Annotated in this window: 20 protein-coding genes and 1 tRNA gene; 16 read left to right on the top strand and 5 right to left on the bottom strand. The window is 50.3% G+C overall.

Annotation, left to right across the window (positions count from 1 at the left end; genetic code table 11):
• Positions 1 to 19 precede the first annotated feature (19 nt).
• Positions 20 to 1,948 carry a cation:proton antiporter gene (locus AACT35_RS07800; protein WP_099240350.1) on the bottom strand — a complete coding sequence of 643 codons (1,929 nt, stop codon included), beginning with the start codon at positions 1,946 to 1,948 and terminating at the stop codon, positions 20 to 22.
• 257 nt (positions 1,949 to 2,205) lie between these two features.
• Between AACT35_RS07800 and AACT35_RS07795 the strand changes: the two genes are divergently transcribed.
• From AACT35_RS07795 to AACT35_RS07750, 10 genes are all read left to right on the top strand, one after another.
• The gene (locus AACT35_RS07795) at positions 2,206 to 2,553 is read left to right on the top strand and encodes a rubredoxin (RefSeq protein WP_012305864.1); all 348 of its coding nucleotides are present in this window, start codon (positions 2,206 to 2,208) and stop codon (positions 2,551 to 2,553) included.
• 65 nt (positions 2,554 to 2,618) lie between these two features.
• Positions 2,619 to 3,641 (top strand): photosynthesis system II assembly factor Ycf48, encoded by a 1,023-nt coding sequence (locus AACT35_RS07790; RefSeq protein ID WP_012305865.1) that lies wholly within the window; start codon positions 2,619 to 2,621, stop codon positions 3,639 to 3,641.
• Between the two features lie 103 nt (positions 3,642 to 3,744).
• On the top strand, positions 3,745 to 3,990 hold the full coding sequence (gene psbE / locus AACT35_RS07785; RefSeq protein WP_012305866.1) for a cytochrome b559 subunit alpha: 246 nt from the start codon (positions 3,745 to 3,747) through the stop codon (positions 3,988 to 3,990).
• 46 nt (positions 3,991 to 4,036) lie between these two features.
• Positions 4,037 to 4,168 (top strand): cytochrome b559 subunit beta, encoded by a 132-nt coding sequence (gene psbF / locus AACT35_RS07780; protein ID WP_012305867.1) that lies wholly within the window; start codon positions 4,037 to 4,039, stop codon positions 4,166 to 4,168.
• Between the two features lie 9 nt (positions 4,169 to 4,177).
• Positions 4,178 to 4,297, top strand: coding sequence for a photosystem II reaction center protein L (locus tag AACT35_RS07775; RefSeq protein ID WP_012305868.1), 120 nt, complete (start codon positions 4,178 to 4,180; stop codon positions 4,295 to 4,297).
• Between the two features lie 55 nt (positions 4,298 to 4,352).
• Positions 4,353 to 4,472 carry a photosystem II reaction center protein J gene (locus tag AACT35_RS07770; protein ID WP_012305869.1) on the top strand — a complete coding sequence of 40 codons (120 nt, stop codon included), beginning with the start codon at positions 4,353 to 4,355 and terminating at the stop codon, positions 4,470 to 4,472.
• Between the two features lie 130 nt (positions 4,473 to 4,602).
• Positions 4,603 to 6,441, top strand: a complete 1,839-nt coding sequence (locus tag AACT35_RS07765; RefSeq protein WP_254048063.1) for an alpha/beta hydrolase — start codon at positions 4,603 to 4,605, stop codon at positions 6,439 to 6,441.
• Positions 6,442 to 6,478: 37 nt separating this feature from the next.
• Positions 6,479 to 7,762, top strand: coding sequence for a valine--pyruvate transaminase (locus tag AACT35_RS07760; protein ID WP_099240346.1), 1,284 nt, complete (start codon positions 6,479 to 6,481; stop codon positions 7,760 to 7,762).
• Positions 7,759 to 8,163 carry a hypothetical protein gene (locus AACT35_RS07755; RefSeq protein ID WP_254048062.1) on the top strand — a complete coding sequence of 135 codons (405 nt, stop codon included), beginning with the start codon at positions 7,759 to 7,761 and terminating at the stop codon, positions 8,161 to 8,163. The genes AACT35_RS07760 and AACT35_RS07755 overlap by 4 nt, the downstream gene beginning before the upstream one ends.
• Entirely contained in the window at positions 8,066 to 8,638 is a 573-nt protein-coding gene (locus tag AACT35_RS07750; protein WP_254048061.1) for a DUF4351 domain-containing protein, read from the top strand. Before AACT35_RS07755 ends, AACT35_RS07750 begins: the two co-directional genes overlap by 98 nt.
• Positions 8,639 to 8,688: 50 nt before the next feature.
• Here AACT35_RS07750 and uvrC read toward each other — a convergent pair whose 3' ends face one another.
• On the bottom strand, positions 8,689 to 10,563 hold the full coding sequence (gene uvrC, locus AACT35_RS07745; RefSeq protein ID WP_099240465.1) for an excinuclease ABC subunit UvrC: 1,875 nt from the start codon (positions 10,561 to 10,563) through the stop codon (positions 8,689 to 8,691).
• A gap of 133 nt (positions 10,564 to 10,696) precedes the next feature.
• A complete protein-coding gene (locus AACT35_RS07740; RefSeq protein ID WP_065715792.1) occupies positions 10,697 to 11,737 on the bottom strand; it encodes a hypothetical protein in 1,041 nt (346 codons plus the stop codon).
• 49 nt (positions 11,738 to 11,786) lie between these two features.
• On the opposite strand from AACT35_RS07740, the gene AACT35_RS07735 reads away from it, so the two are divergent.
• From AACT35_RS07735 to AACT35_RS07720, 4 genes are all read left to right on the top strand, one after another.
• Positions 11,787 to 13,304 (top strand): SagB/ThcOx family dehydrogenase, encoded by a 1,518-nt coding sequence (locus AACT35_RS07735; RefSeq protein WP_099240463.1) that lies wholly within the window; start codon positions 11,787 to 11,789, stop codon positions 13,302 to 13,304.
• Positions 13,305 to 14,009: 705 nt separating this feature from the next.
• Positions 14,010 to 14,933 carry an ABC transporter ATP-binding protein gene (locus AACT35_RS07730; protein ID WP_065715793.1) on the top strand — a complete coding sequence of 308 codons (924 nt, stop codon included), beginning with the start codon at positions 14,010 to 14,012 and terminating at the stop codon, positions 14,931 to 14,933.
• 73 nt (positions 14,934 to 15,006) lie between these two features.
• Positions 15,007 to 15,079 (top strand) — tRNA-Ala (locus AACT35_RS07725).
• A 276-nt stretch (positions 15,080 to 15,355) separates the two neighbouring features.
• Positions 15,356 to 15,955, top strand: a complete 600-nt coding sequence (locus AACT35_RS07720; RefSeq protein WP_099240344.1) for a superoxide dismutase — start codon at positions 15,356 to 15,358, stop codon at positions 15,953 to 15,955.
• A gap of 102 nt (positions 15,956 to 16,057) precedes the next feature.
• On the opposite strand, the gene AACT35_RS07715 is transcribed toward AACT35_RS07720, so the two are convergent.
• The gene (locus AACT35_RS07715) at positions 16,058 to 17,770 is read right to left on the bottom strand and encodes a glycosyltransferase family 39 protein (RefSeq protein ID WP_099240342.1); all 1,713 of its coding nucleotides are present in this window, start codon (positions 17,768 to 17,770) and stop codon (positions 16,058 to 16,060) included.
• A 47-nt stretch (positions 17,771 to 17,817) separates the two neighbouring features.
• Positions 17,818 to 18,279, bottom strand: coding sequence for a pentapeptide repeat-containing protein (locus tag AACT35_RS07710; protein ID WP_012305879.1), 462 nt, complete (start codon positions 18,277 to 18,279; stop codon positions 17,818 to 17,820).
• Positions 18,280 to 18,659: 380 nt separating this feature from the next.
• Between AACT35_RS07710 and AACT35_RS07705 the strand changes: the two genes are divergently transcribed.
• A complete protein-coding gene (locus AACT35_RS07705; RefSeq protein WP_099240340.1) occupies positions 18,660 to 21,482 on the top strand; it encodes a cation-translocating P-type ATPase in 2,823 nt (940 codons plus the stop codon).
• Positions 21,483 to 21,577: 95 nt separating this feature from the next.
• The gene (locus AACT35_RS07700; protein ID WP_030006049.1) at positions 21,578 to 23,752 is read left to right on the top strand and encodes a glutamine synthetase III family protein; all 2,175 of its coding nucleotides are present in this window, start codon (positions 21,578 to 21,580) and stop codon (positions 23,750 to 23,752) included.
• Positions 23,753 to 23,826 lie beyond the last annotated feature (74 nt).

Raw genomic sequence — 23,826 nt, 5'->3', positions numbered from 1 at the left:
GGCTGAACATGACCCTATTTTAACTGTTCTCTGGAAGCTCAGGCAGGGCAGCCGGGGCGATCGCCTGGGGAGAGCGGGGTAATTTTTCCACTTCCGGTAATGTTTCTAAGAGGAGGCGCGGCGCTTGCATTCCCCCCGAAAGTCGTTTTAGAAGCTGAGGTCGGGGGTCATGGAGGAGGTAAATAAGTTCGTCTTCGGCCTTGAGATCCTCTAGCGATCGCACGATCATGAGGCTGGCTTGGCGGCGGATGAGCAGGGGCAAAAATTTACCGGCATCAATGAGGGTTTGGAAGGGTAAAGTCTGGTTTTTATCCCTGGGGCCAATGGTTGTTTTTCCTAATTTGACCTGTTGATCAAGGATATATTGATTCCAAACTTTGACAGAAAAGCCGCCCCCAAAGACCTGACTGATCTTGCCCTTGTTGGCGATCGCATTGTCCGGATCCCCCTGTTCAAAAAACGCCGCTACCCTCGGCGGATGAAACTCTTCCATGATCCGTTGGGCCAACACTAAATTGACTTCCCCGTTGGTGGTGAGGGCGACAAAGGCTCCCATGGAGCTAATGCCAATTTCCTCTAGCACATCTCCATCTAGGGCGCTGCTTTGGTACACTTCCAACTGCTCCGTGCGGGCCGCTTCACAGGCTTTGGGGTCTGTATCGATGATCACCACCGACTCCCCCTGCTGCTGAAACAGCTGGGCCAACAGGCGACTGAGGGGACTAGAACCAACGATCACCGCTCCCCGCGCCTCAATGGAGGTAATTTTTAACTGCCGCGCAATCCATTTGGCCGACAAGCCTTGGATAAATACCGTCATCAAAATTGTCAAAAAAACCAAAGCTTTGATAGAAGCACCACCGTTAAACCCTTTTTCCGTCAAAATAATCGCAAATAGAGAGGCGACCGAGGCCGAGACGATGCCCCGTGGCGCAACCCAAGCAACAAAAAATTTCTGCTTCCAATCTAGATCGCTATTGGCCGTACAAAGGGCAACGCTAATGGGGCGTACCACAAACATCAGCACCGCCACCGTAAAGAAACTGCCCCAACCCAGGGCAAAGATACTGGCAATGGACAAATCCGCCGCCAATAAAATAAACAAAACGGACACACAAAGAACCGTGAGCTGACTCTTAAACCGCCGTAGTAGCCGCTCTTCTGGGATGGAAAAGGCCCGGAGAACAATCCCCGCCACCACCGCTGTCATTAAGCCCGATTCTCCTCGCACCGACTGGGCAAAACCAAAGAGGCCCCAGATTCCCGCCAACACCAACAAATTTTTTAAATCTTCAGACAGGAAGTTCGCCAGGCGCAAAAATTGACCCATTAGCCAGCCACCAGCGGCCCCAATAACGGCCCCGATCCCCAAACGGAGGGCCAAGCCACTGGCCACTTCCCCCAGGCCCGCATCAACGTTCAAAATCGTATCGAGTACCACCACCGCCAGGATGGCCCCCACTGGGTCGATCAATACGCCCTCCCCCTCCAGGAGGGTTGCCACCTTACGGTCAACGGCCACTTGTTTCAGGAGCGGCCCCACCACCGTCGGCCCCGTCACCACCACCAAAGAGGCATACAAAAAGGCGATCGCCCAGGGAAACTCAGCGAGGTAATGGGCCGCAAGACCTCCCCCCACCAAAGTGATTAAAGTACCGATGCTGACGAGGTTACGGAGGCTCCCGGAAACTTCATTTAATTCTTTGAGTTTGAGATTTAACCCTCCCTCAAACAGGATGACGGCCACCGCTAGGGCGACCAAGACCTCCAGGCCGACGCCAAATTCACTCGGATGCAAGATCCCGAAGCCATCTCCCCCCAGGGCAATGCCAAAAATCAGGAGGAGCACAATGCTCGGAATCTTTAAAAACTCACCACACACCTGGGCACTAATGCCCGCAAAGACGGTGATGATAATTTGCAACGTAAGATCAAAAGAATCTGTCATGCGGACGTTCTAGCTTGCCCCGGAGGGATCTGCAGCAATGCCATAAAATTAATCAAAGTATAGCTTCTCCCCTAATTTGTCCCTAGGGCGATCGCCTTTCCCCGTGGTGACTGCTCCGGATTTATCGCCGCAAACGAAAAAGCTGACTTTGCACTTTATACCGCTGGCCAGATTCATAAATTAAAGAAAGTTTACGGATTATGTCATAATTTTTCATAATTACTTCCTTGGTTTGCTAGTCAAATACCCTCTGAACGATGAGCGATCGCCCCATAGAAAAAACCCTCGCCGAAAAGGCTCCCGCCAGTTACGAATGCCCCAGCTGCGGTTACATTTACACCCCTGCAAAGGGAGAAAGCCGTACCAACACACCACCGGGCACCGCCTTTGAAGATCTGCCCCTCATTTGGAACTGTCCTGTTTGCAGCGTTGATCGCGCCCAATTTCGCAATATTGGTGCAGCGGATGCCCCCTCAGGTTTTGAAGAAAATCTGAAATATGGTTTTGGCGTGAATAATCTCAGCTCCAACCAAAAAAACCTACTCATTTTTGGGGCCATGGGCTTGGCAATCCTTTTCTTCCTGAGCCTTTATGGTCTGGACTAAAGACCCCCATAGCAAAGCCTTGTCTTAATTCCAAATTTTTACTTTTATTGCTTTTATATTGCGCTATGACTTCAGTTTTAGGTCTATTAAAACCCTTAAAAAAAGCCATTGCGGCGATCGCCGTTTTGGTATTGTGCATCGGCTGTGTCCAAGCACCAACCATTAGCGAAAATCCCTGGCAAGAAATCGACTTAAATACCGATTCGACCTTTGCCAATATTGCCTTTACCGACGACCTCCAACATGGCTGGCTTGTCGGTACCAAAGAAACCCTCTTTGAAACTACCGATGGCGGCAAAACCTGGGCCGAGCGAGTTATCGATCTCGGTGACGAAAAAGAAAGTTTTACCGGTGTTAGCTTCTCTGGCCAAGAAGGCTGGATTACCGGACGGCCTTCGATCCTGCTCCACACCGACGATGGTGGTGAGCACTGGAGTCGCATCGCCCTCAGCAGTCAATTGCCCGGTGCCCCCTACAACATCACCGCCCTAGGGCCAAACACCGCCGAAATGGTCACCGATCTTGGGGCTATTTACAAAACCACCGACGGCGGCAAAAACTGGAAAGCCCTTGTCGAAGGTGCCGTTGGCGTTGCCCGTACCATTGAACGCTCTGCTGATGGTAAGTATGTGGCCGTTTCTGCCCGGGGTAATTTTTATTCCACTTGGTCGCCTGGGGACACAGAATGGACGCCCCATAACCGGAATTCTTCCCGTCGCCTCCAGAGCATGGGCTTTAATGGCGAAGATAAACTCTGGTTGTTAGCCCGTGGAGGAGTTGTGCAATTTAGCGACGATACAAATCCAGACAATGCAGAAGCCTGGAGCGAACCGGTGACACCGCAGTATCGCAACAGTGTTGGTTTGTTGCACATTGGCTATCGTACCCCCGCAGAACTATGGGCCGTCGGTGGTAGTGGCAGTGTTGTTGTGAGTAAAGATGGTGGCGACACTTGGTTCCGGGACGCTGCCCTAGAAGAGATCCCGACAAACTTTTACCGAGTCGTTTTCTTAAATGAGAATAAAGGCTTCATCCTTGGGCAACAGGGGGTGATTTTACGGTACGATACATCCACGGAAGCGGCCTAAGGGCAACTCATTCTATTGTGGGAGTGTCTGTTAATTCCGTATGATATAGGCTAATTTGTTTAATAAGTTTTTTTTCATTAACAATTGAGAGGAGAATAGTCGCATGGCAGGTTCTACCGGAGAACGCCCGTTTTCTGACATTGTGACCAGTATTCGCTACTGGGTTATTCACAGCATCACCATTCCGATGTTATTTATTGCTGGCTGGCTCTTTGTGAGCACTGGCTTGGCTTACGATACTTTCGGGACACCCCGTCCTGACCAATACTTTACTGAAACTCGTCAAGAGATTCCCATTGTGACTGATCGTTACAAAGCGATTGATCAGATCAATGAGTTTAACAATTAAGTAACGCGCGTTTTTCTTTGCTGTATTCACTAAAAGGTTTTGTATTATGACAAGCGGTCCTAACCAACCTGTTTCTTATCCGATTTTTACCGTCCGTTGGTTGGCGGTGCACACCCTGGCTGTACCCTCGGTTTTCTTCCTAGGGGCGATCGCCGCTATGCAGTTTATTCAACGTTAGGAGCTTCCGATGGAAAGAAATCAAAATCCCAACAGACAGCCTGTGGAACTAAACCGGACTTCTTTGTATCTGGGTTTACTCCTGATTGCTGTGCTCGGTATTCTATTTTCCAGCTACTTCTTTAACTAAGCTGGCAGCCCTTTAATTTCAGCCCTTTAATTTATTTTTTTCGGAGGTTGTTCTCATGTCTGAAGGCGGAAAAATCCCACTTTGGATCGTTGCAGTTGTCGCTGGTATGGGCGTCATTGCGGTTGTCGGTATCTTTTTCTACGGTGCATATGCAGGGGTAGGCTCTGCGGTTTAGATGCACCATTTGCTCTAATTAATTGTTGAGACACCACCTACTCTAATCGAGGGGTGGTTTTGTTTTGGGAACTTCTAAGATGAAGGCAGGTCTGGGCAAGGCTGGGGATAGTCATTAAATTTGGATAGATATGCAAAAGCAGTTGCGAAATCTGAAGGTATGGGGCATTGCTGGCCTCTTGTGTTTGGGCTGGGGAACCAGTGAAAAGGCGATCGCCGCCGAAACCCTCCGGCTAAAATTAGGGCCACTTCAACAAACTTTACAATTGCGGGATTTAGAAACCTTTGCCGAAACGGGTCAGGTTCCCCAAAGCCTCCGACCCTACGGGGTGTTTTTGGATGGTAATTTGCAGAAATTTCTCCAGCGACGCTTAGAAATTGAACCAGAGATGGCGGATCAATTTTTTGATCAGTTGTGGCGATCGCCGACCGGAAAACAAATCCTGGCGCAAATTCAAACGGCTCTACCGGGGACTTCTGTCCAGGATCTCCAGGCGACGGTGAATCTGGTGTTGGGTCAGGGGGTCGAAATTAGTGCTCTGAATTTGTTGCAGGCTTACCCCAAGGAGGAACTGACCATTGATCTCACGGCGGTGGCCAGCCTCTTGTTGCAACTCAATTTACCGAATATTCAGAATCAATTGCTTGCCCCCAGGGTAACTGACGCCCTCGAAAGTACGGAACCGCAGATTTTTCAACGTGCAAACCTGAACCCCACAGCCCCCGGCTCCCAAACGGTGCGGCGTCAAAGCTTAATTCTGCAAGATGAAAGGCGCGATCGCACGATTCCCATTGATATTTTTGATAGCCCCCAATCCCAGTCTCAGTTGGTGGTTTTGTCCCATGGATTTGCGGCAAATCGTCATTTTCTCGATTATCTGGCGGTGCATTTGGCCTCCCATGGTTATACCGTCGTCACCCTCGATCATCCGGGCAGTAATATTCAGTCACTGTTTAATCCGGGCTTAAATCTTGATACTTTGCTCCCGGCGACGGAATTTGTCGATCGGCCCAAGGATATTCAATTTGTGCTGGATCAACTGGAGCGCCTCAACCAGGATCAAACCCTCACAACCCGCTTTGCGACGGACAATGTGACGGTGATTGGTCATTCTTTCGGGGGCTATACAGCCTTGGCGATCGCCGGAGGAGTTGTCGATCCCATTGCTATCCGCACCCACTGCCAGCGGGCAACCCCCTTAACCAGAGCACCGGGGGACTGGCTCCAATGTGCGGCGGCAAAACTCCCCTATGACCAGTTGAATTTGCGGGATGAGCGGGTCAAACAGGCGATCGCCCTTAATCCCCTCAGCGATCAAATTTTTGGGGAGCAGGGTTTAGAAAAAATCAAAATTCCGACCCTGATCGTTGCCAGCACCAAAGATACTGTAACCCCAAGCTTGGCCCACCAGTTAAAGCCTTTTCAACAGTTGGGCGGTGAAAAATATCTCGTCGTCGCCGACGGCGCAACCCACATGAGCGTCACCGATGTCAGCAATCGCGACAGTGCCTTAGCCCAAAGTACCCTGGTGCCAGAGGTAATGGGCAACGCGGCAGAACCAGTCCGACAAATGGTGCGGGGGGTAAGCTTGAGCTTTTTGGCGCGCCACCAAACTAGGGGGCAAAATTACCAACAGTTTCTCACGGGAGCCTACGTGCAATCCTTGTCCCAGGGGGCGATCAAGCTGCGCCTCACGGAAACGATTTCTCCAGAATTAGAACGATTTCTCAGTCGCTTACCCCAGGCACCCAGTTCTACCGCAGCAACGGCCCCGACCCAACAAGCTGCTTTTTTGAACATGGGGCGATCGCCAAACCCAAGCCCAAACCGCACCTATCCCCAGGGCGTTCTCACGGAAAGTCTCAAGCCATTGATGACGAACTTGGAAGCCGAAACCTTTCTCGCAATGAAACCGGAGAATTTTGATGTCTTGTATCAAAAACCCGGAAGAATTTCGGAGAAACGGTAAGATGAAAAAGTTCAATTTTCAGGCCACTTAAATAACAATGTCTCAGGCACCTCTGTTATCGAAATTTGGGACGCAAATGTCGCGTTTAACCGGCGTGCGGGCGATCATGAAAGACATCATCGATACCCTAAAAGCAGGGGCAGGCCAAGATTTTATTAACCTCAGTGCGGGCAATCCGGTGATTATCCCGGAAGTGGAACGGCTCTGGCGTGATTGCACTAATGATCTCCTCAATAGTCCGGAATATGGGGAAGTGGTTTGTCGCTATGGATCGTCCCAGGGTTATGAACCCCTGATTGAGGCGATCGCCACCGATTTTAACCAACGCTATGGCCTGAACTTAACGGGCGAAAATATTCTCATCACCCCCGGCTCCCAGTCCCTCTATTTCCTCGCGGCCAATGCCTTTGGTGGATATGATAATGTCGGCCAACTGAAATCGATCATTCTTCCCCTCAGCCCCGACTACACTGGCTATGGGGGCGTGAGTTTATACCCAGAGGCCATCCGCGCCTTTAAACCGAGCCTCGACATTGACCAGGCGAACCACCGTTTTAAATATCGCCCCGATTTTAGTCAGCTTAATATCGATGAAAATACAGGCTGTGTAATTTTCTCGCGCCCCTGTAATCCGACGGGAAATGTCCTCAGCGACGAAGAAGCCGAAAAGATTGCTGATCTGGCTGCCGTCCATGATGTGCCAGTATTTATTGATTCGGCCTATGCCCCTCCTTTCCCAGCTCTGAATTTCACGGAGATGAAACCCCTCTTTGGCGGCAACGTGATCCACTGCCTGAGCCTCTCTAAAGCGGGCTTGCCGGGAGAACGGGTAGGGATTGCCATTGGGGAACCGCGTTTTATCGGGGTTTTACAGGCTTTTCTTACCAATGCTTGCATTCATTCGTCGCGCTATGGTCAGGCGATCGCCGCCCGGGCGATCCAATCGGGAGCCTTGGCTAATATCGCCAAAACGGTGATCCGACCCTACTACCAAAACAAAATCCAAATCCTCGAAGCTGCCTTAGATCGGGCGATGCCCAAAGATGTGCCCTGGTATCTCCATCGAGGCGAAGGAGCCATTTTCGCTTGGTTGTGGTTTGATGAGTTGCCGATAACCGACTGGGAACTGTACCAAGAACTAAAAGCAGTGGGTGTCATTGCTGTGCCCGGCAGTCCCTTTTTCCCTGGTCTCCGGGAAGACTGGCCCCACAAGCAGCAATGTCTCCGCATTAGCTTGACAGCTACCGATAGTGAAATTGAAACCGCAATGGCCCGCCTCAGCGATGTGGTTAAGAACGTCTATCGTTCCTCGATGAAATGAGCTACGACAACATTCTCAAGTTTTTACTAGAGACGGATCCCCATCCTTTTGTCCATTGGCTTCTGGGGGAATCAGCCCTTGAGAGTGTGAGCTTTCTTAATACGGAATTGAACCTTGAACCAATTCGGGCGGATGGGGTGTTTTTCTTGGAGACTGCTGGAAAAATTCTCCATCTTGAATTTCAAACGGTGGCTACTTCTAACCCACCAATGCCCCTGCGGATGTTGGACTATTGGGTGAGGCTTTATCGGCGTTATCGCCTTGAGATTGAGCAAATCGTTATTTTTCTTCAAGCCCACTACGATGCCCGAAGTGTTTCAGGATTATTTTCAACAACAACAAACCACTCATCGCTACCGGGTGATTCGGCTCTGGGAGCTAGAACCACAGCTCTTTTTTGAGTTGCCGAGTTTGTTGCCTTTGGCGGTGCTTGCAAAAACCCAGGCTCCCGAACAACTGTTGCAGCAAGTCAGTCAGCAATTGGATAGGATCGAAGACAGGACAGAACAATTAAATCTCAAGGCTGCAACGCAAATTTTAGCTGGGATTAAGTTTACAGATGCGATGATCGAGCAATTTTTCCAGGAGGAACTTATGCAGGAATCGGTGATCTATCAAAAAATTTTCAATCGGGGTATCGCCCAAGGGGTAGAGCAAGGCTTACAACAGGGATTACAGCAGGGGATTGAGGAGGGAGAATTCACACTACTTACAAAACTTTTATCCCGCCGTCTTGGTTTGTTAGATGCCGCTGTACTCAAACGTTTGCGTCAGTTGTCTCGGTTGCAGCTGGAGGCTCTGGGGGAAGCGTTATTGGATATGCAGTCCCGTGCTGATTTAGATCAATGGTTAGCGACCTATGGCAACGAACCCTAAGCGGTTAACTTCCTGGAAAAACCTCGAAATTTTTGTCCTTGGTGATTCCTTTAATCACTCGCGTGCAAATAGCGGAAAACTTCCTCGGCGAGACGCGGCCCAATTCCTCTAACCTCCGCAATTTGTTCGGGTTTGGCTTCCCGGAGATAGTCGAGGGAGTGGAAATGGGCCAGAAGTTGTTTTTTGCGGTGGTGGCCTAAACCAGGGATGTCATCCAATTGCGATCGCCTGCTGGACTTGAGACGCTGTTGGCGATGGAAACTGACCGCAAAACGGTGGGCCTCATCCCGCACCCGGCGGAGAAGTTGAATGCCAGGCTGTTCCTTTTCACTTTTAAGGGGATTGGATTCGTAGGGTAGATAGACCTGCTCTTGTTTTTTGGCGAGGCTAATCACGTTCAACTTATCGGCGAGGTTCAGTTCCTCTAAAACTCCCATGACTGTGGATAATTGGCCTTTCCCGCCATCAATCATGATCAAATCGGGGCAGTCTTTTTCCAAGCCTTTTTTAAAGCGCCGCCGCATAATTTCCGCCATGCTGGCAAAGTCATCGGAGCGGCCAATGTGAATCTCAGGATTCTTGATTTTGTAGTGGCGATAGTCTTGTTTAGCAGGGATGCCATCGATAAACACCACCTGGGAAGCCACCGCATTCGACCCCTGGATGTGGGAAATGTCATAGCCTTCGATGCGTTTGGGTAATTCCGGCAAATCCAACAAACTGGCTAAGTCTTCCAGAGCTTCCAGATTCCTAGTGGCAGTGCGTTGGGTACGGCTCAGTTCATATTGGGCATTGCGCTCCACCATCGCAATCAGATCCGCTTTAATTTGCCGTTGGGGGTGGCGGATTTGTACTTTACTACCCCGGCGATCGCCTAAAAATTGCCCTAACCATTCCTGATCCCGGAGAGGATATTGCACCAAAATTTCCGCTGGAATTTCTACCCCATCCACATTGGCATAGTGGGCTTCCAAAACGTGCTGGAGGATTTTGCCATACTCCACCGTTAAATCTGGCCCCAAATTTTCCGGCAGGGGCGTAAAAAAGCCTAACCGACCCACCAGTCGTCCCGCCCGTACTTGAAAAAGTTGAATCGCACAGTGACGTTCATCGGCAGCCAAGGCGATCGCATCCCGGGACACCCGATCATCCGGTAAGCTTACCTTTTGATCGGCATTGAGCGCACCAATTGCTTTGATTTGGTCGCGGATTTGGGCCGCCTTCTCAAACTGCAAATTTTCGGCGGCTTGGGCCATTTGGGTCGTTAAAGTTTCAATTAGTTCACCACTGCGCCCCTGGAAGACCATCGCCACCTTTTGTACCGTCTGCCGATATTCCTGGGGGGAAACCAACTGCTGACAAACCCCCGGACAGCAACCAATGTCGTAGTTCAAACAGGGTCGATGTTTAAACAGCGGTTGTCGCCGTTGCCGCAGCGGAAAAATCCGTTTCATTAAGCCCAGAGTATGCCGCAGTAACCGTGTGTCTACATAGGGGCCATAGTAGCGATCGCCTTTGCTGCCGATGTGGCGTTTGCGGGTAATGAAAAAACGCGGATAATCCTCCGACCAGGTGATACACACATAGGGATATTTCTTGTCATCCTTGAGCAGCACGTTGTAATAGGGCTGGTGCTGCTTAATCAGGTTTGCTTCGAGGGCGAGGGCTTCCGCTTCCGTATCCGTGACAATGAATTCAATGTCCGCCACCTGCTGCACCATCATTTCGATGCGGGGCGAATGCAAACGGGCATCGCGAAAATAAGAGCGCACCCGATTCCGTAGAGTTTTGGATTTGCCAATGTAGAGAATATCTCCCTGGCGACTGTGCATAAAATAAACCCCAGGCTCCGTTGGAATTTCCCGGAGACGTTGTTGCAATCGCTCTGGATCTTGCAATAAAGGCACTGAATTCAAGGTAGCCATGGCCAAGACAAGACATTGTTGAAGGGAGTTTAGAAATTGTAAGCAATTTTCCATCAAGACAGCCCCGACACAAAAAAACGAGGCCTCCTTAGGAAGGTCTCGCCGTTAATTGTTTCTCAATGAAATGGGCCGTTTACAGACTCGTGTTGGAGTTGATGGTTACGGTGCCATCGGGGGTAACAGTCACAACGCTTTCAATGGTGTAGTCAACGGAGCCGGGTCTACGCCCCTCGAAGGTGAACGTGTAGCTCCCATCGGCATTTAGTACATAGGGAGACTCATTGGGATTGCCGTGCATTGCCGGTTCAGCCCGGTAGTTATTCAAACCGCCATTTTCTTGTTCTGCAGCTTGGCGGGCGAGGTTCTTCGCCTGATTGAGATCAACAATAGTCGCGCCGGAATCTACGGTACTGTCACTGGTACGCACGTCGCCATTGTAAAGAATCTGGGTACTCCCATCCGTCAGCACCTTGACCTCTGTTTCGTAGGTGTAATCAAGGGATTCGGGACGGCGGCCTTGGAAAGTAAAGGTATAGCTGCCGTCACCGTTGCTAACGTAGGGAGATTGCTCTGCTAGACCATGCATGGAGGGTTCAGCGCGATATTGACTCAGACCACCATTCTCCCGTTCTGCAGCTTGGCGGGCGAGGTTCTTCGCTTGGTTGAGGTCGAGGCTCGCCGCAGCGATATTGGTGCTGTTGAAATTATCAGAGCGAATTGGCCCGTTGTAATCAATGGTTGCGGTGCCATCGTCAGTGACCGTTACAACGGTTTCGTAGACATAATCCGTGGATGCCGGTTGCCGTCCCCGGAAGGTAAAGGTATAGCTGCCATCGCCATTGTCCACATAGGGGGACGCCAAGGGATCACCATGCATGGAAGGTTCGGCCCGATATTGACTCAGGCCACCATTGGCATCCTCTGCGGCTTGGCGGGCGAGATTTTTTGCTTGGTTCAGGCCAAAGGCAAGGGTAAGATTTCCTTGGGCCAGGAGGGTCTGGGCTTGGTTGGGGGAGGGAGCAAGCAGGATGCCACCACTACTGAACAAACCAAGTAGCAGCATCGATCGTAAAGCAGTGATTTTCATAGTCAATAACCGAAAACTCCAAAGGGCGATCGCCTTGCCTTTCATGCTACCTAAAGAAGCGATCGCCGGGAAAAAAGTTTCCGTCAAGGGGGAAGCAAGGGGGATAATGGAAGAGTTTTCTTGCTTTCGGGAAAAAATGAGCCGATCTTTACCCCTCTCAGCCCATTATCACCAACGCACCAAATACGATCCCCAAACCCTTTCCAAGCGGGGCAAATCCCTAGACTGGTCCCAGCAGCCGAGTCCCTTCAAAGGCTACAAAATTGGCACCAGTTACGATCTCAAGCCCTATTTAGAACTTGACCGCAATGAGCCCCAATGGGAAAACCTGTCCTATCTATTATTGTTGAGCTACGGGCTGACCGCCAAAATTCCGACTTTTGGGGGAGATTTTGTTTACCTCAGAACCGCTCCTTCAGCGGGGGGGCTGTATCCGGCGGAATTGTATCTCATCTCCCGGGGTACTGAATTGCTCCCGGCGGGCCTTTACCACTACCAGCCCCAAACCCATACCCTGTTGCGCTTTTGGGATAACCACTGTTGGGTCGATCTCCAAGAAGCTTGCTTTCGCCATCCGGCCCTCGAAAAGACCCAACTCGCGCTAGTAACGACAGCAATTTTTTATCGCTCGGCTTGGCGCTATGAAGCCCGGGCTTACCGTCGCATTTTTCTAGATACGGGCCATTTGCTAGGCAATGTGAACCTGGCAGCCACAGCCCATGGGTTTCGTCCGCATCTCATCGGTGGGTTTAGCGATCGCCTGATGAATCAACTCCTCTATCTTGATGGTGAAACAGAGGCTGTGACCAGTATTATGGCCCTCAATCCACAACCCCAAGCAACCAGTCACGGCAAAACCGCCTTACCCTCCCCTGTGTCCTTCAATTACCCTGATTTGGCAGAAGACGAGCTACTCAAAGCCCTCCATGCAGCTTCGATGATTCAGGCCAAGGCTCCGGTACCCCCCCACCAACCGAATCTGTTGGAAGATAAATATAATTTTCCATTTTGCTTAAAGGTTTCCCTCGCCAATACTGATGCCGAAAATCGTTATCGTCAGCGCATTGACTGGGGCGAAGACCAGGAGGATTTAGAAGAAACCCTGTTAAAACGGCGCTCGACCCGGGCCTACACCGGGGAAGACCTCACCCTCGAAGAATTGCAACTGATACTCCACTTTACCTATCATCCTGAGGACTATGGAGAACAGGGTCTACTAGGCGATCCGGACTATTTTGACTTGAGTTTGATCGAGACCTTTGTGGCGGTTTCTGGGGTCGAGGGTTTAGAGGCGGGTTGCTACTACTATGCGCCTAAGGCCCAGGCACTGCGGCAAATACGCTTTAAAAATTTTCGCGAAGAGTTGCATTACCTTTGTTTAGGTCAAGATTTAGGTCGGAATGCGGCGGCCTTGGTCTTTCACACGGCAGATTTAGGGGCAGCAGTCAGTCGCTATGGCGATCGCGCCTATCGATACTTACACATGGATGCAGGCCAATTGGGACAACGCTTAAACCTCGCTGCAATCCAGCTAGACTTGGGGGTCAGTGGCATTGGAGGCTTCTTTGATGATCAAGTCAATGAGGTTCTCGGCATTCCCGATGATGAGGCGGTGCTCTATGTTACGACCCTCGGTGTACCAGAGCAAGGGTGACATACTCCCGACTCTGATGCTTACGCATACAGAGCGGGCTTCTCAAGATCGCTCTCGATCAATTTCCTGCTTCATCCGTCCTCCCTAGAATGTTGCCATTCCCCGTTATGGATACGTCCACAGGCAGTTTAGAGTCTCCTGATGCCCCACGGAGACTATGTACAAGGAACCAAAGTTCTGTACAACGCAACCAAATTGGTTTTACGCATCAGTGGCTTCAGACAGTATTGTCATTCTTCCTGATGCAACGCCCTACCAATTATCAAGGTTCAATACCGTTCCTAGAGTTTGCGCTGTTCACCACGCTACTAAGACGTGTTTGTTTGAGTCAATCTAGTCAGTGGTTAGCTGATACAGTCATTGTAGTACAAGGAGACTGCAACAATAGCAAGAAGTAAAGTTTTTCGAGTTCGATTGACTCAGCAAGAATTGGACAAATTAGAGCGAAATCCAGAAGAACGGGGGAGCTCTAGCGCTGAACTGATTCGAGACCATATCAAAAGGCTACCGAATCTGGCTGCTTCGAGGGCATCGAACCCCACTCAGCAACCTTGAGGAGTCCATGTTGTTACTGAGCAGCTCGAGTGAGCGAGCCTCGCCGAACTCTTGCCGAAGTATTCCGGCGCTCATCGAAGCGATAGAGCGCGGGACTTATAGCCCCTCAAATTCCCCAACGGTTAAGATTGGGAAAAAAGGCGATCGCCTATGTTGAAAATTAACAACCTCACAAAAGCCTATGGCCAACGCCCGGTGCTCCAGGGCCTCGATTTGTGGATCGACACCGGGGAAATTTATGGTCTCCTGGGGCCGAACGGAGCCGGGAAAACCACAACCATCAATATCCTGTGTAATTTACTCCAGGCCGACGGTGGTGCCATTGAAATTGCCGCTTCTCCTCTTTCTGAAGCCACGAAAAAGATCATCGGTGTCGCCCCCCAGGAAAATTTGCTCTACAAAACCCTGACCTGTGCAGAAAATCTCCGGTTTTATGGTCGCATCTATGGGCTGTCGAAACAGGATTGTCAGGCGCAGATCGGCGCTTGTTTGGAGGCAGTGGGTCTCGGCGATCGCCACGGTGCTCCTGTCGAAACCCTCAGTGGCGGGATGCAACGGCGGATGAACATTGCCATTGCCCTGATGCACCGACCCCAATTGCTGATTTTAGACGAGCCGACCACGGGCCTAGATATCGAAACCCGCTATGAAATTTGGCAACTGATCCAGCGGCTCCGGGATGAAGGCATGACGATTTTGCTGACAACCCATCTTTTGGATGAAGCTCAGCGACTCTGCCAGCGCATTGGCATTCTGAAAGGGGGACAAATTATCGCCGAGGGGACGCTCCCGGAACTACGCCAACGGATTCCCGCCAAGGAAGTTGTCCTGCTGCAAACGACGGACAGAGAAGGGGCGATCGCCAAGGGCACCGCCGCCGGCTTTACCCAACGGGACTATGGTGGTGATCTCGCCTTTTGGCTACCAGAAGCCTTAGAACTTTCAGACATTCTCGATATTTTTCAGGGCATTCCCATCGATTCCATTGCCCGCCAAGGCATTCAGCTCGAACATATCTATGTCGAAATCACCCAAAACCACCAGCAAGCCGTCCCCGAAGCCCAAATGAGCTAGGGTGAGCCAAAACTTTTTCCCCCAAAGCTTGACAAGCCTAAAATAGTTAGGGCAATATATTATCCGTGCCTAAGGGGGTATAGCTCAGTTGGTAGAGCGCTTGCATGGCATGCAAGAAGTCACCGGTTCGAGTCCGGTTATCTCCATCGAAAAAACTATCTTCAGAAAATCAAAGACCTCTGGTGCCCAATCGCCCAGGGGTCTTTTGTCGTGGTGCATTGTGCCCAACTGTCGCAGTAAAAAATCAGGTTTTGGCGATCGCCCCACAGCGGATCAGGGTGCGGATGTCTCTACCCAGGGTCGGTAAATGTTCATGCTAAGATCTCAATCAGTACGTTCTACGAACAACTCTCACTTCAGAATCTTCCTGAGATAGGAAATCTCTGAAGCATCCTGCAAACTCCAACGAGGAAAACACCACCATGGGATACGAACTACCTGCATTACCCTACGATTACACTGCCCTCGAACCCCACATCTCGAAGAGCACCTTAGAATTTCACCACGATAAGCACCATGCGAGCTATGTCTCCAAGTACAACGATGCCGTAGCTGGCACCGACATGGATAGCAAAAGTATCGAAGACGTAATCAAAGCCGTAGCTGCAGATCCCGCCAAAGCAGGTTTGTTTAATAACGCTGCCCAAGCGTGGAACCACAGCTTCTACTGGAACTGCATGAAGCCCGGTGGCGGTGGTCAACCCACTGGTGCCCTCGCCGACAAAATCAACGCCGACTTCGGTAGTTTCGATAAATTCGTTGAGGCTTTCAAAACCGCTGGTGGCACCCAGTTTGGTAGTGGTTGGGCCTGGCTCGTCCTCGACAATGGCACCCTCAAGGTCACTAAAACTGGCAATGCTGGCAACCCCATGACCGAAGGCCAAACTCCCCTCCTCACCATGGACGTTTGGGAACACGCCTACTACCTCGACTACCAAAACCGTCGCCCCGACTACATCAACACCTTCCTCACCAGTCTTGTGAATTGGGATTTCGCGGCGGCTAACCTCGCAGCGGCCTAACGTCTTGTTTGAATCCTAAGATTCATTTGGTTTTTCAGAATATCTAACTTAACTGACAAGGGACTTACCACGGGTAGGTCTCTTTTTTTGGTGATGGGGAAATTAATTAGAAGAAGGATCGCAAAAATACAAACGATAGCGATATCCGGTCACTTTTTGCCCTGCTTCTGGTTGCAACGGACAGATGGATTCTGGGGGCGCAAAATGGGTATTAAACATCAAGATCTGGGTTGGTGCCGTGAGCTGAGTCGCAGTTTCAGCAAGGACTTTGGCGGCTGTATCTTGTTTGAAAAAGTTATCGAGAATTAAAAACCGGGGTTGCAGGCTGGGATCGAGATGATGCAAAGCCCAGGCAAGGCCCATCTGGGTGCGGGTTACGGCAATTTCGTAGTAATGGGTCGCAAAAATTTGAGGGTCATTCCAGTCTAAATTTTGTTGGAGGACTTGGGCGATCGCCTGATTATTTTCGGGTTTCCGGTAAGCAAGATCGACATTGACACACAAACTACTCAAACCCATTAAACCCACAATCATTAGGGCACTGAGACGACAATTTTTGGGCCAGAATAACTTAGAACAGGCGATATTTTTTCCCATCTGCGCCAGGAAAAATCCCAATAGAATCGTTAACGCTGGGAAATAAATGAAATGGTAGCGGGGAGCTAGGGTAATATCCAATTTCAGCACATAGGTAATGCCAAGAATTGTGACCAGATTCGCAAGAATAATACCTGTGAAAATTTTGACTTCTAATTGTGCCCAGCTTTGTTGGAATGCCGCTGTCAGATTAGGAATAAACCAGAGCAAAATCAGCAAAAGGGCGATCGCCGCGGCCACCACTAACCAAGTTTGATCTGCTTCGATGGGTAGCATAAAAATCATCCCCAAAGCCCACCCCAAGGAACGGAGCGGTGGCAGCAGATTTCCTAACCCCCAACCGTAGTCTTGATTGAGCCAGGAAGTCAGTTCGTCATTATTTTGGCTTTGCCAGTGGTTGAGCAGCAGAAAAACGACAATTGCCGAGGCGATCACCCCACAAAAAATCCGTTGCCAATAGCCTGGAAAAAAGATTTTTGCAAGAGATTTTTGGGGCCAATTTTTTCTTAAATCCTGACCATAAAAAAAGAGTAAAACGAGTCCTTCCGCAAAGAGCGATAGCACCATGAAATAATGACTGGCTACCCCTAAAGTATTTACAATTAGCCAGCCTAATAACACTTGAAACGGAATTTTGTGCGACCGTTGTTGAGCTTGGATTATTTTTGCAACGCATCCATAGGACAGGGTCATCCAGATCATGGCCAGGGTATAGTGACGGGCCTCCTGGGAAAGATAAACGGCGTAGGGGGACAGGGCCATGGCGATCGCCCCACCGTGGGCCGCCCATTTATTTTTAAAAACCCAGGCACTCACTCCGAACACCACCAGAATGAGTAAAACCCCAAAAAAAGCAGCCGGCGATCGCCCCATAAAAATACTGATTAATTCCCCGTCTGTACTCCACAAATCGAGCCAGAGGTGGGTCAGCCAGTAGTATAAAGGCGGATGGTTACTCTCACTGAGGAGCATCTCGCTGACTGTCGCAAGATTCGTGCCAGTTTCATAGCGGAGTGGTGCCAGGAGAAGATCCGCAGAAATTAACTGGTCTAAGGGAATCTCCCGGAAACCGTGGCCCAAGCTAAAGACTAAAGTAGCCCACTCATCTCCCCACACAGACTTAAGGGTGAGGTTCCAGAAGCGCAATAACGTTCCTAACCCCACCCAAATGCCGAGTAGATAAAAATCTTTCTGAGAAAATATTCGGGAGCTTGCCATGGTGCCTTTCACCGATCAGTCTTGAAAGGACAATAGCAGATTACTCTTTATTGTTGTTCGGGCAATTCAAAGTCTTCGTAGCTACCACCAACGCTGATGTCGGTATTAAACAATTCCGCATCGGTTAAGGTTAAATCTTCCATCACAGCCCCAAAAACATGGGTGTCATACATCCGTGCTGCGGTGAAATTTACCCGGTTAATTCGCGCATAGTTTAAGACCGCATTGGTGAGAAAAACATCGGTAAAGTCGGCCCCAGAAAGGTTCGCACCCGTTAAGTCAGCCCCTTCGAGGTTGGCCCCTTCGAGGTTGGCATAACTGAGATTCGCATCCCGCAGATCGGCCCCAATTAAGTGCGCTTCCCTGAGATCCGCACCAATGAGGTTACAGCCTTGGCAGGCACCCGTTTCCAACAGACGTTTGACGTGGTCTGGGTTTTCGCCCCTAGCTGGCTTGGCGATCGCCAAGAGCATTGTGAGGGTTGCGAGGGCTAATAATAGGCGTTTCATATTGATTTCCTCCTGCCAATTTTGCACAAAACCGAGCCAGTTTTTCGACGGTCTTTTTGTTGCCTAGGTCATCGGCTTTCGGCGGGTACTTGTTCACATCATTGGAGCTGACGTCACAGTCGATTATTGCCCCAAAAAATTTAGCGAAAAATCAATTCTGATGCAGAGTACAAAGTCCCTTACTTTTATTATTTCACAACTTCTATTGCCTGCTTGACTCTCGCCAAAAGCCGTTACATTTTGTCTTGCTACTGTCGAAAAATGACCGTTACTAATAGTATAACAAAAATTCATAATTTTTGCCAGTTTAAAGCAATATTCGAGCGATAACCTTTATGATTACGGATAATATTTGAGCGATATTTTTTTGGATTGTAATTGTGAGTGATCTCCACGAAAAGACTTCTTTACCAGACCCAGCGGCCCCTTGGCACCATCAGGCGATCGCCCATGTCCTCCAAGTATTTCAAACGGATGAACAACAGGGCCTAGAAGGGCCAGAGGTAGAACGACGTCAACAGTTTTATGGCCCCAATGAAATCGAAGCCGGTCGGGGGCGTAATATTTGGGAAATTTTCCTCGATCAGTTTAAAAATGTGATGCTGATCATGTTGATTGTCGTGGCCCTAATTTCTGGGGTAATTGATTTTGTAGAACTCCGTGCCAATGCCTTACCGGAAGGAACGGTTCCCTTCAAGGATACGATCGCCATTATGGCCATTGTGGTTCTCAATGGACTGTTGGGATTCATGCAGGAAAGTCGCGCCGAAAAAGCCCTGGCCGCCCTCAAAAAAATGTCTTCTCCCCAGGTGCGGGTGTGTCGTGGGGGGCAATTTTCTGAAGTCAAAGCGGCCCAGTTGGTGCCCGGAGATCTGATGTTTATCGAAGCTGGTTCCCAACTCAGTGCCGATGGTCTCGTCCTCGAAGCGGCCCAGCTCCAAGTGCGCGAGTCAGCCTTAACCGGAGAAGCCAACCCCGTCACCAAAAGGATTTGTCCAGTGGGGCTCGCAGCGGATACGCCCCTAGGCGATCGCCAAAATATGGTTTTTTCAGGCACAGAAGTCCTCCAAGGCCGGGGCAAGATCTTGGTCACTGCCACTGGAATGAGCACCGAGCTCGGCAAGATTGCCCAAATGCTCCAAAGCGTCAAAGCTAGCCAAACCCCTCTCCAAAAGCGGATGGCCCACCTCGGCAAAATTCTAGTCACCGGCTCACTTATCCTCGTGATTTTGGTGGTGGTTTTCGGTAGCCTCCAGGTGGGCAATTTTAGTCGCATCAAAGAATTAATCGAAGTTTCCCTGAGTATGGCCGTGGCCGTCGTCCCAGAAGGTCTGCCCGCTGTTATCACCGTTACCCTCGCCATTGGCACCCAGCGCATGGTGAAACGCCAGGCCCTGATCCGAAAACTGCCTGCCGTTGAAACCCTTGGTTCTGTCGATACCATTTGCTCCGATAAAACGGGTACCCTCACCCAGAACAAAATGGTGGTACAGCGCCTAGAAACCCAAGACCAGTCCCTCCGGGTTACCGGGGAAGGGTACGCCCCCATTGGCGAATTTTTGTCCCAGGATCAAAACCTCAATCCAACTCAACATCCCGAAGTGCAGCAATTATTACGGGCTTGTGTCCTCTGCAATGATGCCGTTTTAAAACAAGACGACCAGGATTGGCTGATTATTGGCGACCCCACAGAAGGGGCTTTACTGAGTCTGGCTGGCAAAGGGGATCTTTTTGCTGAAGCTCTCCAGAAAGAATGGCCCCGCTTGGGAGAATTTCCCTTTTCCTCGGAACGCAAACGTATGAGCGTTATTTGCGCCATGCCAAACCCTGACCAAGCTGAATCAACGGCAGCTTATTTGCTCTGCTGCAAGGGGTCGCCGGAGTTGGTGCTGGAGCGCTGTCAAACCTACCAAACCGCCACAGGTATTTTTCCCCTCCAAGCAGAAGACCGGGCCGCGATTCTCCAGCGCAACAATGAAATGGCCCAGGCAGGTTTACGGGTTTTGGGCTTTGCTCAACGTTGTTTAACCCATATACCAGAAGCCCAAGCTGAGGTAAATGCGGAACAGGAAATGGTTTGGCTGGGCCTAGTGGGGATGATGGATGCGCCCCGTCCGGAAGTCAAAGAGGCCGTGGCGAAATGTCGTGCCGCCGGGATTCGGCCCGTGATGATCACCGGTGATCACCAACTTACGGCTCAGGCGATCGCCCAACAATTGGGCATTGCAACCCCAGACGCCAAGGCCCTCACAGGGTTAGAGCTCAGTAAACTTTCCCAGATTGATCTAGAAGCCATGGTCGAAACCGTGAGTATCTATGCACGGGTGGCCCCAGAACATAAGTTGCGCATCGTCCAGGCTCTCCAAAGTCGCGGTAAATTTGTCGCCATGACCGGAGATGGGGTTAATGATGCCCCTGCCCTTAAACAAGCTGACATTGGTATTGCCATGGGCATCACGGGCACCGATGTCAGTAAAGAAGCCAGTGACATGGTGCTCCTTGATGATAATTTCGCCACCATTGTCGCCGCCACCGAAGAAGGCCGGGTCGTTTACACGAATATTCGTCACTTTATCCAATACATTCTCGGTAGCAATATCGGCGAAGTAATTACCATTGCCGCTGCTCCCTTGATCGGTTTATCCGAAGTGCCCCTCATTCCCCTGCAAATCCTCTGGATGAACCTCGTCACCGATGGTTTACCCGCCCTGGCCCTCGCCATCGAACCCGCTGAACCTGACGTGATGCAACGCCGTCCCTTTAATCCCCAGGAGAGTATTTTTGCGCGGGGGCTAGGCGCTTATATTCTGCGCATTGGCTTGATTTTCTCCGTGATCAGCATTGCCCTCATGGCCTATAGCTACAATGCCCACCCCGATAATTGGAAAACCATGGTCTTCACGACCCTCTGTCTTTCGCAAATGGGCCATGCGATCGCCGTCCGTTCCCGCACCCAACTGACCCTAACCAGTAATCCCCTAAGGAATCCCTACCTAATCATTGCCGTGGCCGCCACAACAATCCTCCAACTCATGCTGATCTATGTCGAACCCCTACGGCTATTTTTCGATACCCAACGTCTCTCTGGCCAGCAACTGTTAATTTGTTTGGGGGTCAGTACCCTACTCTTTGTTTGGGTAGAATTAGAAAAACTTGTGATCCAGTGGTATTGGGCTTGGAAAAATCCCCCAAAAAGCAGATGAAAAAAACAAAAGTGAATTCGATTTCTGTATAGATCTTATCTGTTTTTAGGATTAGTCTTGGGTAGTATGGTGCGGTTAGATCTACGGAAAAACCTATGACTGGAAACGCCGCCCGTGTTCAAGCGATTCAGCAAATTACCAATCGTACCCCCATCAAGTGTGAACCGCCCATTAAGCTCGAAGAAGCTTGGGCTACTAATGTTTTTGATCTGAGTAAGATGCAGGCCAGTCTCCCAAAGGCCGTTTTTAAATCTATCAAAAACACCATCACTTCTGGTGAAAAACTAGACCCTTCCGTGGCCGATGCTGTGGCCACAGCGATGCGCGATTGGGCGATGTCTAAGGGCGCTCTCTACTACGCCCACGTCTTCTACCCGATGACCAACCTCACCGCAGAGAAACACGATGGTTTCGTCTCTGTCCAGAGCGATGGAAAAGTCATCTCCGAATTTTCCGGTAAGGTACTGGTACAAGGGGAGCCCGATGGTTCTTCTTTCCCCAACGGCGGGATCCGTGACACCTTTGAAGCACGGGGTTATACGGCTTGGGATGTGACCAGTCCGGCCTACATCATGGAAACCGAAAATGGTTCGACCCTTTGTATTCCTACCGTTTTCGTCTCCTGGACTGGGGAAGCACTCGATAAAAAAGTGCCCCTACTGCGCTCCATCGATGCCATGAATAAGGCAGCCCAGAAAGTTTTAAAACTGTTGGGTCACACCGAAATCGCCCGGGTCAATTCCAGTTGTGGGGCAGAACAGGAATATTTCCTCGTTGACTCTAACTTCGCCCACCAACGTCCGGATCTTCTCTTGGCTGGTCGTACCCTTTTCGGTAAGTCTCCGGCTAAGGGCCAAGAATTTGATGATCATTACTTTGGGGCCATCCCTGAGCGGGTACAAATCTTTATGCAGGATGTGGAAGCGCAACTGTATAAGCTCGGTATCCCCGCAAAAACCCGTCACAATGAAGTGGCACCGGGTCAATTTGAAATTGCGCCTGTGTTTGAAGCGGCAAACGTGGCCAGTGATCACCAACAGTTGATCATGACCACCCTCAAAACCACGGCGAAAAAGCACGGTTTTATGTGCTTGCTCCACGAAAAACCCTTTGCCGGGATCAATGGTTCTGGTAAGCACGTGAACTGGTCTGTGGGGAATGCAACCCAGGGTAACCTGCTGGATCCGGGCGATTCTCCCCATGACAACGCTCAGTTCCTCGTCTTCTGTGGGGCGGTAATCCGTGGTGTCCATAAGTTTGGGCCTTTGATGCGGGCGGTAATTGCCAATGCCAGTAACGACCACCGCCTTGGTGCCAATGAAGCCCCCCCCGCCATTATGTCTGTGTACCTCGGTTCTCAGTTGGAGGAAGTTTTTGAACAAATCAAAAATGGCACTGTTTCTGAGTCGAAGAAGAAAGGGGTTATGGATCTCGGTGTGGCGGTACTGCCTGAACTGACTAAGGATGCGGGCGATCGCAACCGGACTTCTCCCTTTGCCTTTACCGGGAACCGCTTTGAATTCCGGGCTGTGGGTTCTAGCCAGTCTGTGTCTGGGCCTTTGGTGGCACTCAATACGATTTTGGCCGATTCCCTAGAGTGGATTGGCGATCGCCTTGAGAGTGAATTAGCAAAGGGATTAGAAATCAGCGAAGCCATCCTCACAGTTCTCAAGGAAATCATGAACGAACATGGTTCTGTGATCTTCGGTGGCAATGGCTACTCCGAAGAATGGCACCGGATGGCCGTTGAAGAGCGCGGTTTACGTAACCTCCCCACGACGGCGGATGCCCTACCTGTGCTCAAGGAAGCAGAAGTTGGAGCGTTGTTTGACCGACTCAAAGTCTTGACCCCCGTGGAGCTTGAAAGCCGCTTTGAAGTGTACGCCGAGCAGTACATTAAATCCATCGAAGTGGAAGCCAAGCTGGTGATGAACATGGCAAAAACCATGGTTTATCCTGCCGCTGTAGAATACCTGTCTAAGTTGTCAGGTACCATCACTGCCCTTGTGAATCTCGGCATTTCCCTCGAGAAGAAAAGTGCAGAAACCGTTTCTAGTCTTACCAATGACCTGATGGCTGCCACCGAAAAGCTCAGTGCTGCCTTTGAAAAAGAAGATTTTGCTTCCACAGAAGAGCATATGCACTATTGCGCGAGCACCATTCGTCCTCTGATGGATGAGGTTCGTAGCTACGCAGATCTGTTGGAAAATGAACTACCAGACAGCTTCTGGCCCCTGCCCACTTACCAGGAAATGCTGTTTATTAAGTAGATGATTCATCTCGATTGAGTCAATCATTAAATAAAATTCAAAATCCCTCTATGTTCTCTGGCAATGTAGAGGGT

This window comes from Synechococcus sp. BDU 130192 (genome assembly GCF_963876085.1).
In the GTDB taxonomy this organism is placed as follows: domain Bacteria; phylum Cyanobacteriota; class Cyanobacteriia; order Cyanobacteriales; family MRBY01; genus MRBY01.
The sequence above is the reverse complement of the archived record's forward strand: the minus strand, read 5'-3'. Positions and strand labels throughout refer to the sequence as shown.

Excerpts from the sequence above, each read along its gene's own strand:
- AACT35_RS07800 (WP_099240350.1), bottom strand. The coding sequence starts at position 1,948 with ATGACAGATTCTTTTGATCTTACGTTGCAAATTATCATCACCGTCTTT.
- AACT35_RS07795 (WP_012305864.1), top strand. The coding sequence starts at position 2,206 with ATGAGCGATCGCCCCATAGAAAAAACCCTCGCCGAAAAGGCTCCCGCC.
- AACT35_RS07790 (WP_012305865.1), top strand. The coding sequence starts at position 2,619 with ATGACTTCAGTTTTAGGTCTATTAAAACCCTTAAAAAAAGCCATTGCG.
- psbE (WP_012305866.1), top strand. The coding sequence starts at position 3,745 with ATGGCAGGTTCTACCGGAGAACGCCCGTTTTCTGACATTGTGACCAGT.
- psbF (WP_012305867.1), top strand. The coding sequence starts at position 4,037 with ATGACAAGCGGTCCTAACCAACCTGTTTCTTATCCGATTTTTACCGTC.
- AACT35_RS07775 (WP_012305868.1), top strand. The coding sequence starts at position 4,178 with ATGGAAAGAAATCAAAATCCCAACAGACAGCCTGTGGAACTAAACCGG.
- AACT35_RS07770 (WP_012305869.1), top strand. The coding sequence starts at position 4,353 with ATGTCTGAAGGCGGAAAAATCCCACTTTGGATCGTTGCAGTTGTCGCT.
- AACT35_RS07765 (WP_254048063.1), top strand. The coding sequence starts at position 4,603 with ATGCAAAAGCAGTTGCGAAATCTGAAGGTATGGGGCATTGCTGGCCTC.
- AACT35_RS07760 (WP_099240346.1), top strand. The coding sequence starts at position 6,479 with ATGTCTCAGGCACCTCTGTTATCGAAATTTGGGACGCAAATGTCGCGT.
- AACT35_RS07755 (WP_254048062.1), top strand. The coding sequence starts at position 7,759 with ATGAGCTACGACAACATTCTCAAGTTTTTACTAGAGACGGATCCCCAT.
- AACT35_RS07750 (WP_254048061.1), top strand. The coding sequence starts at position 8,066 with ATGCCCGAAGTGTTTCAGGATTATTTTCAACAACAACAAACCACTCAT.
- uvrC (WP_099240465.1), bottom strand. The coding sequence starts at position 10,563 with ATGGCTACCTTGAATTCAGTGCCTTTATTGCAAGATCCAGAGCGATTG.
- AACT35_RS07735 (WP_099240463.1), top strand. The coding sequence starts at position 11,787 with ATGAGCCGATCTTTACCCCTCTCAGCCCATTATCACCAACGCACCAAA.
- AACT35_RS07730 (WP_065715793.1), top strand. The coding sequence starts at position 14,010 with ATGTTGAAAATTAACAACCTCACAAAAGCCTATGGCCAACGCCCGGTG.
- AACT35_RS07720 (WP_099240344.1), top strand. The coding sequence starts at position 15,356 with ATGGGATACGAACTACCTGCATTACCCTACGATTACACTGCCCTCGAA.
- AACT35_RS07715 (WP_099240342.1), bottom strand. The coding sequence starts at position 17,770 with ATGGCAAGCTCCCGAATATTTTCTCAGAAAGATTTTTATCTACTCGGC.
- AACT35_RS07710 (WP_012305879.1), bottom strand. The coding sequence starts at position 18,279 with ATGAAACGCCTATTATTAGCCCTCGCAACCCTCACAATGCTCTTGGCG.
- AACT35_RS07700 (WP_030006049.1), top strand. The coding sequence starts at position 21,578 with ATGACTGGAAACGCCGCCCGTGTTCAAGCGATTCAGCAAATTACCAAT.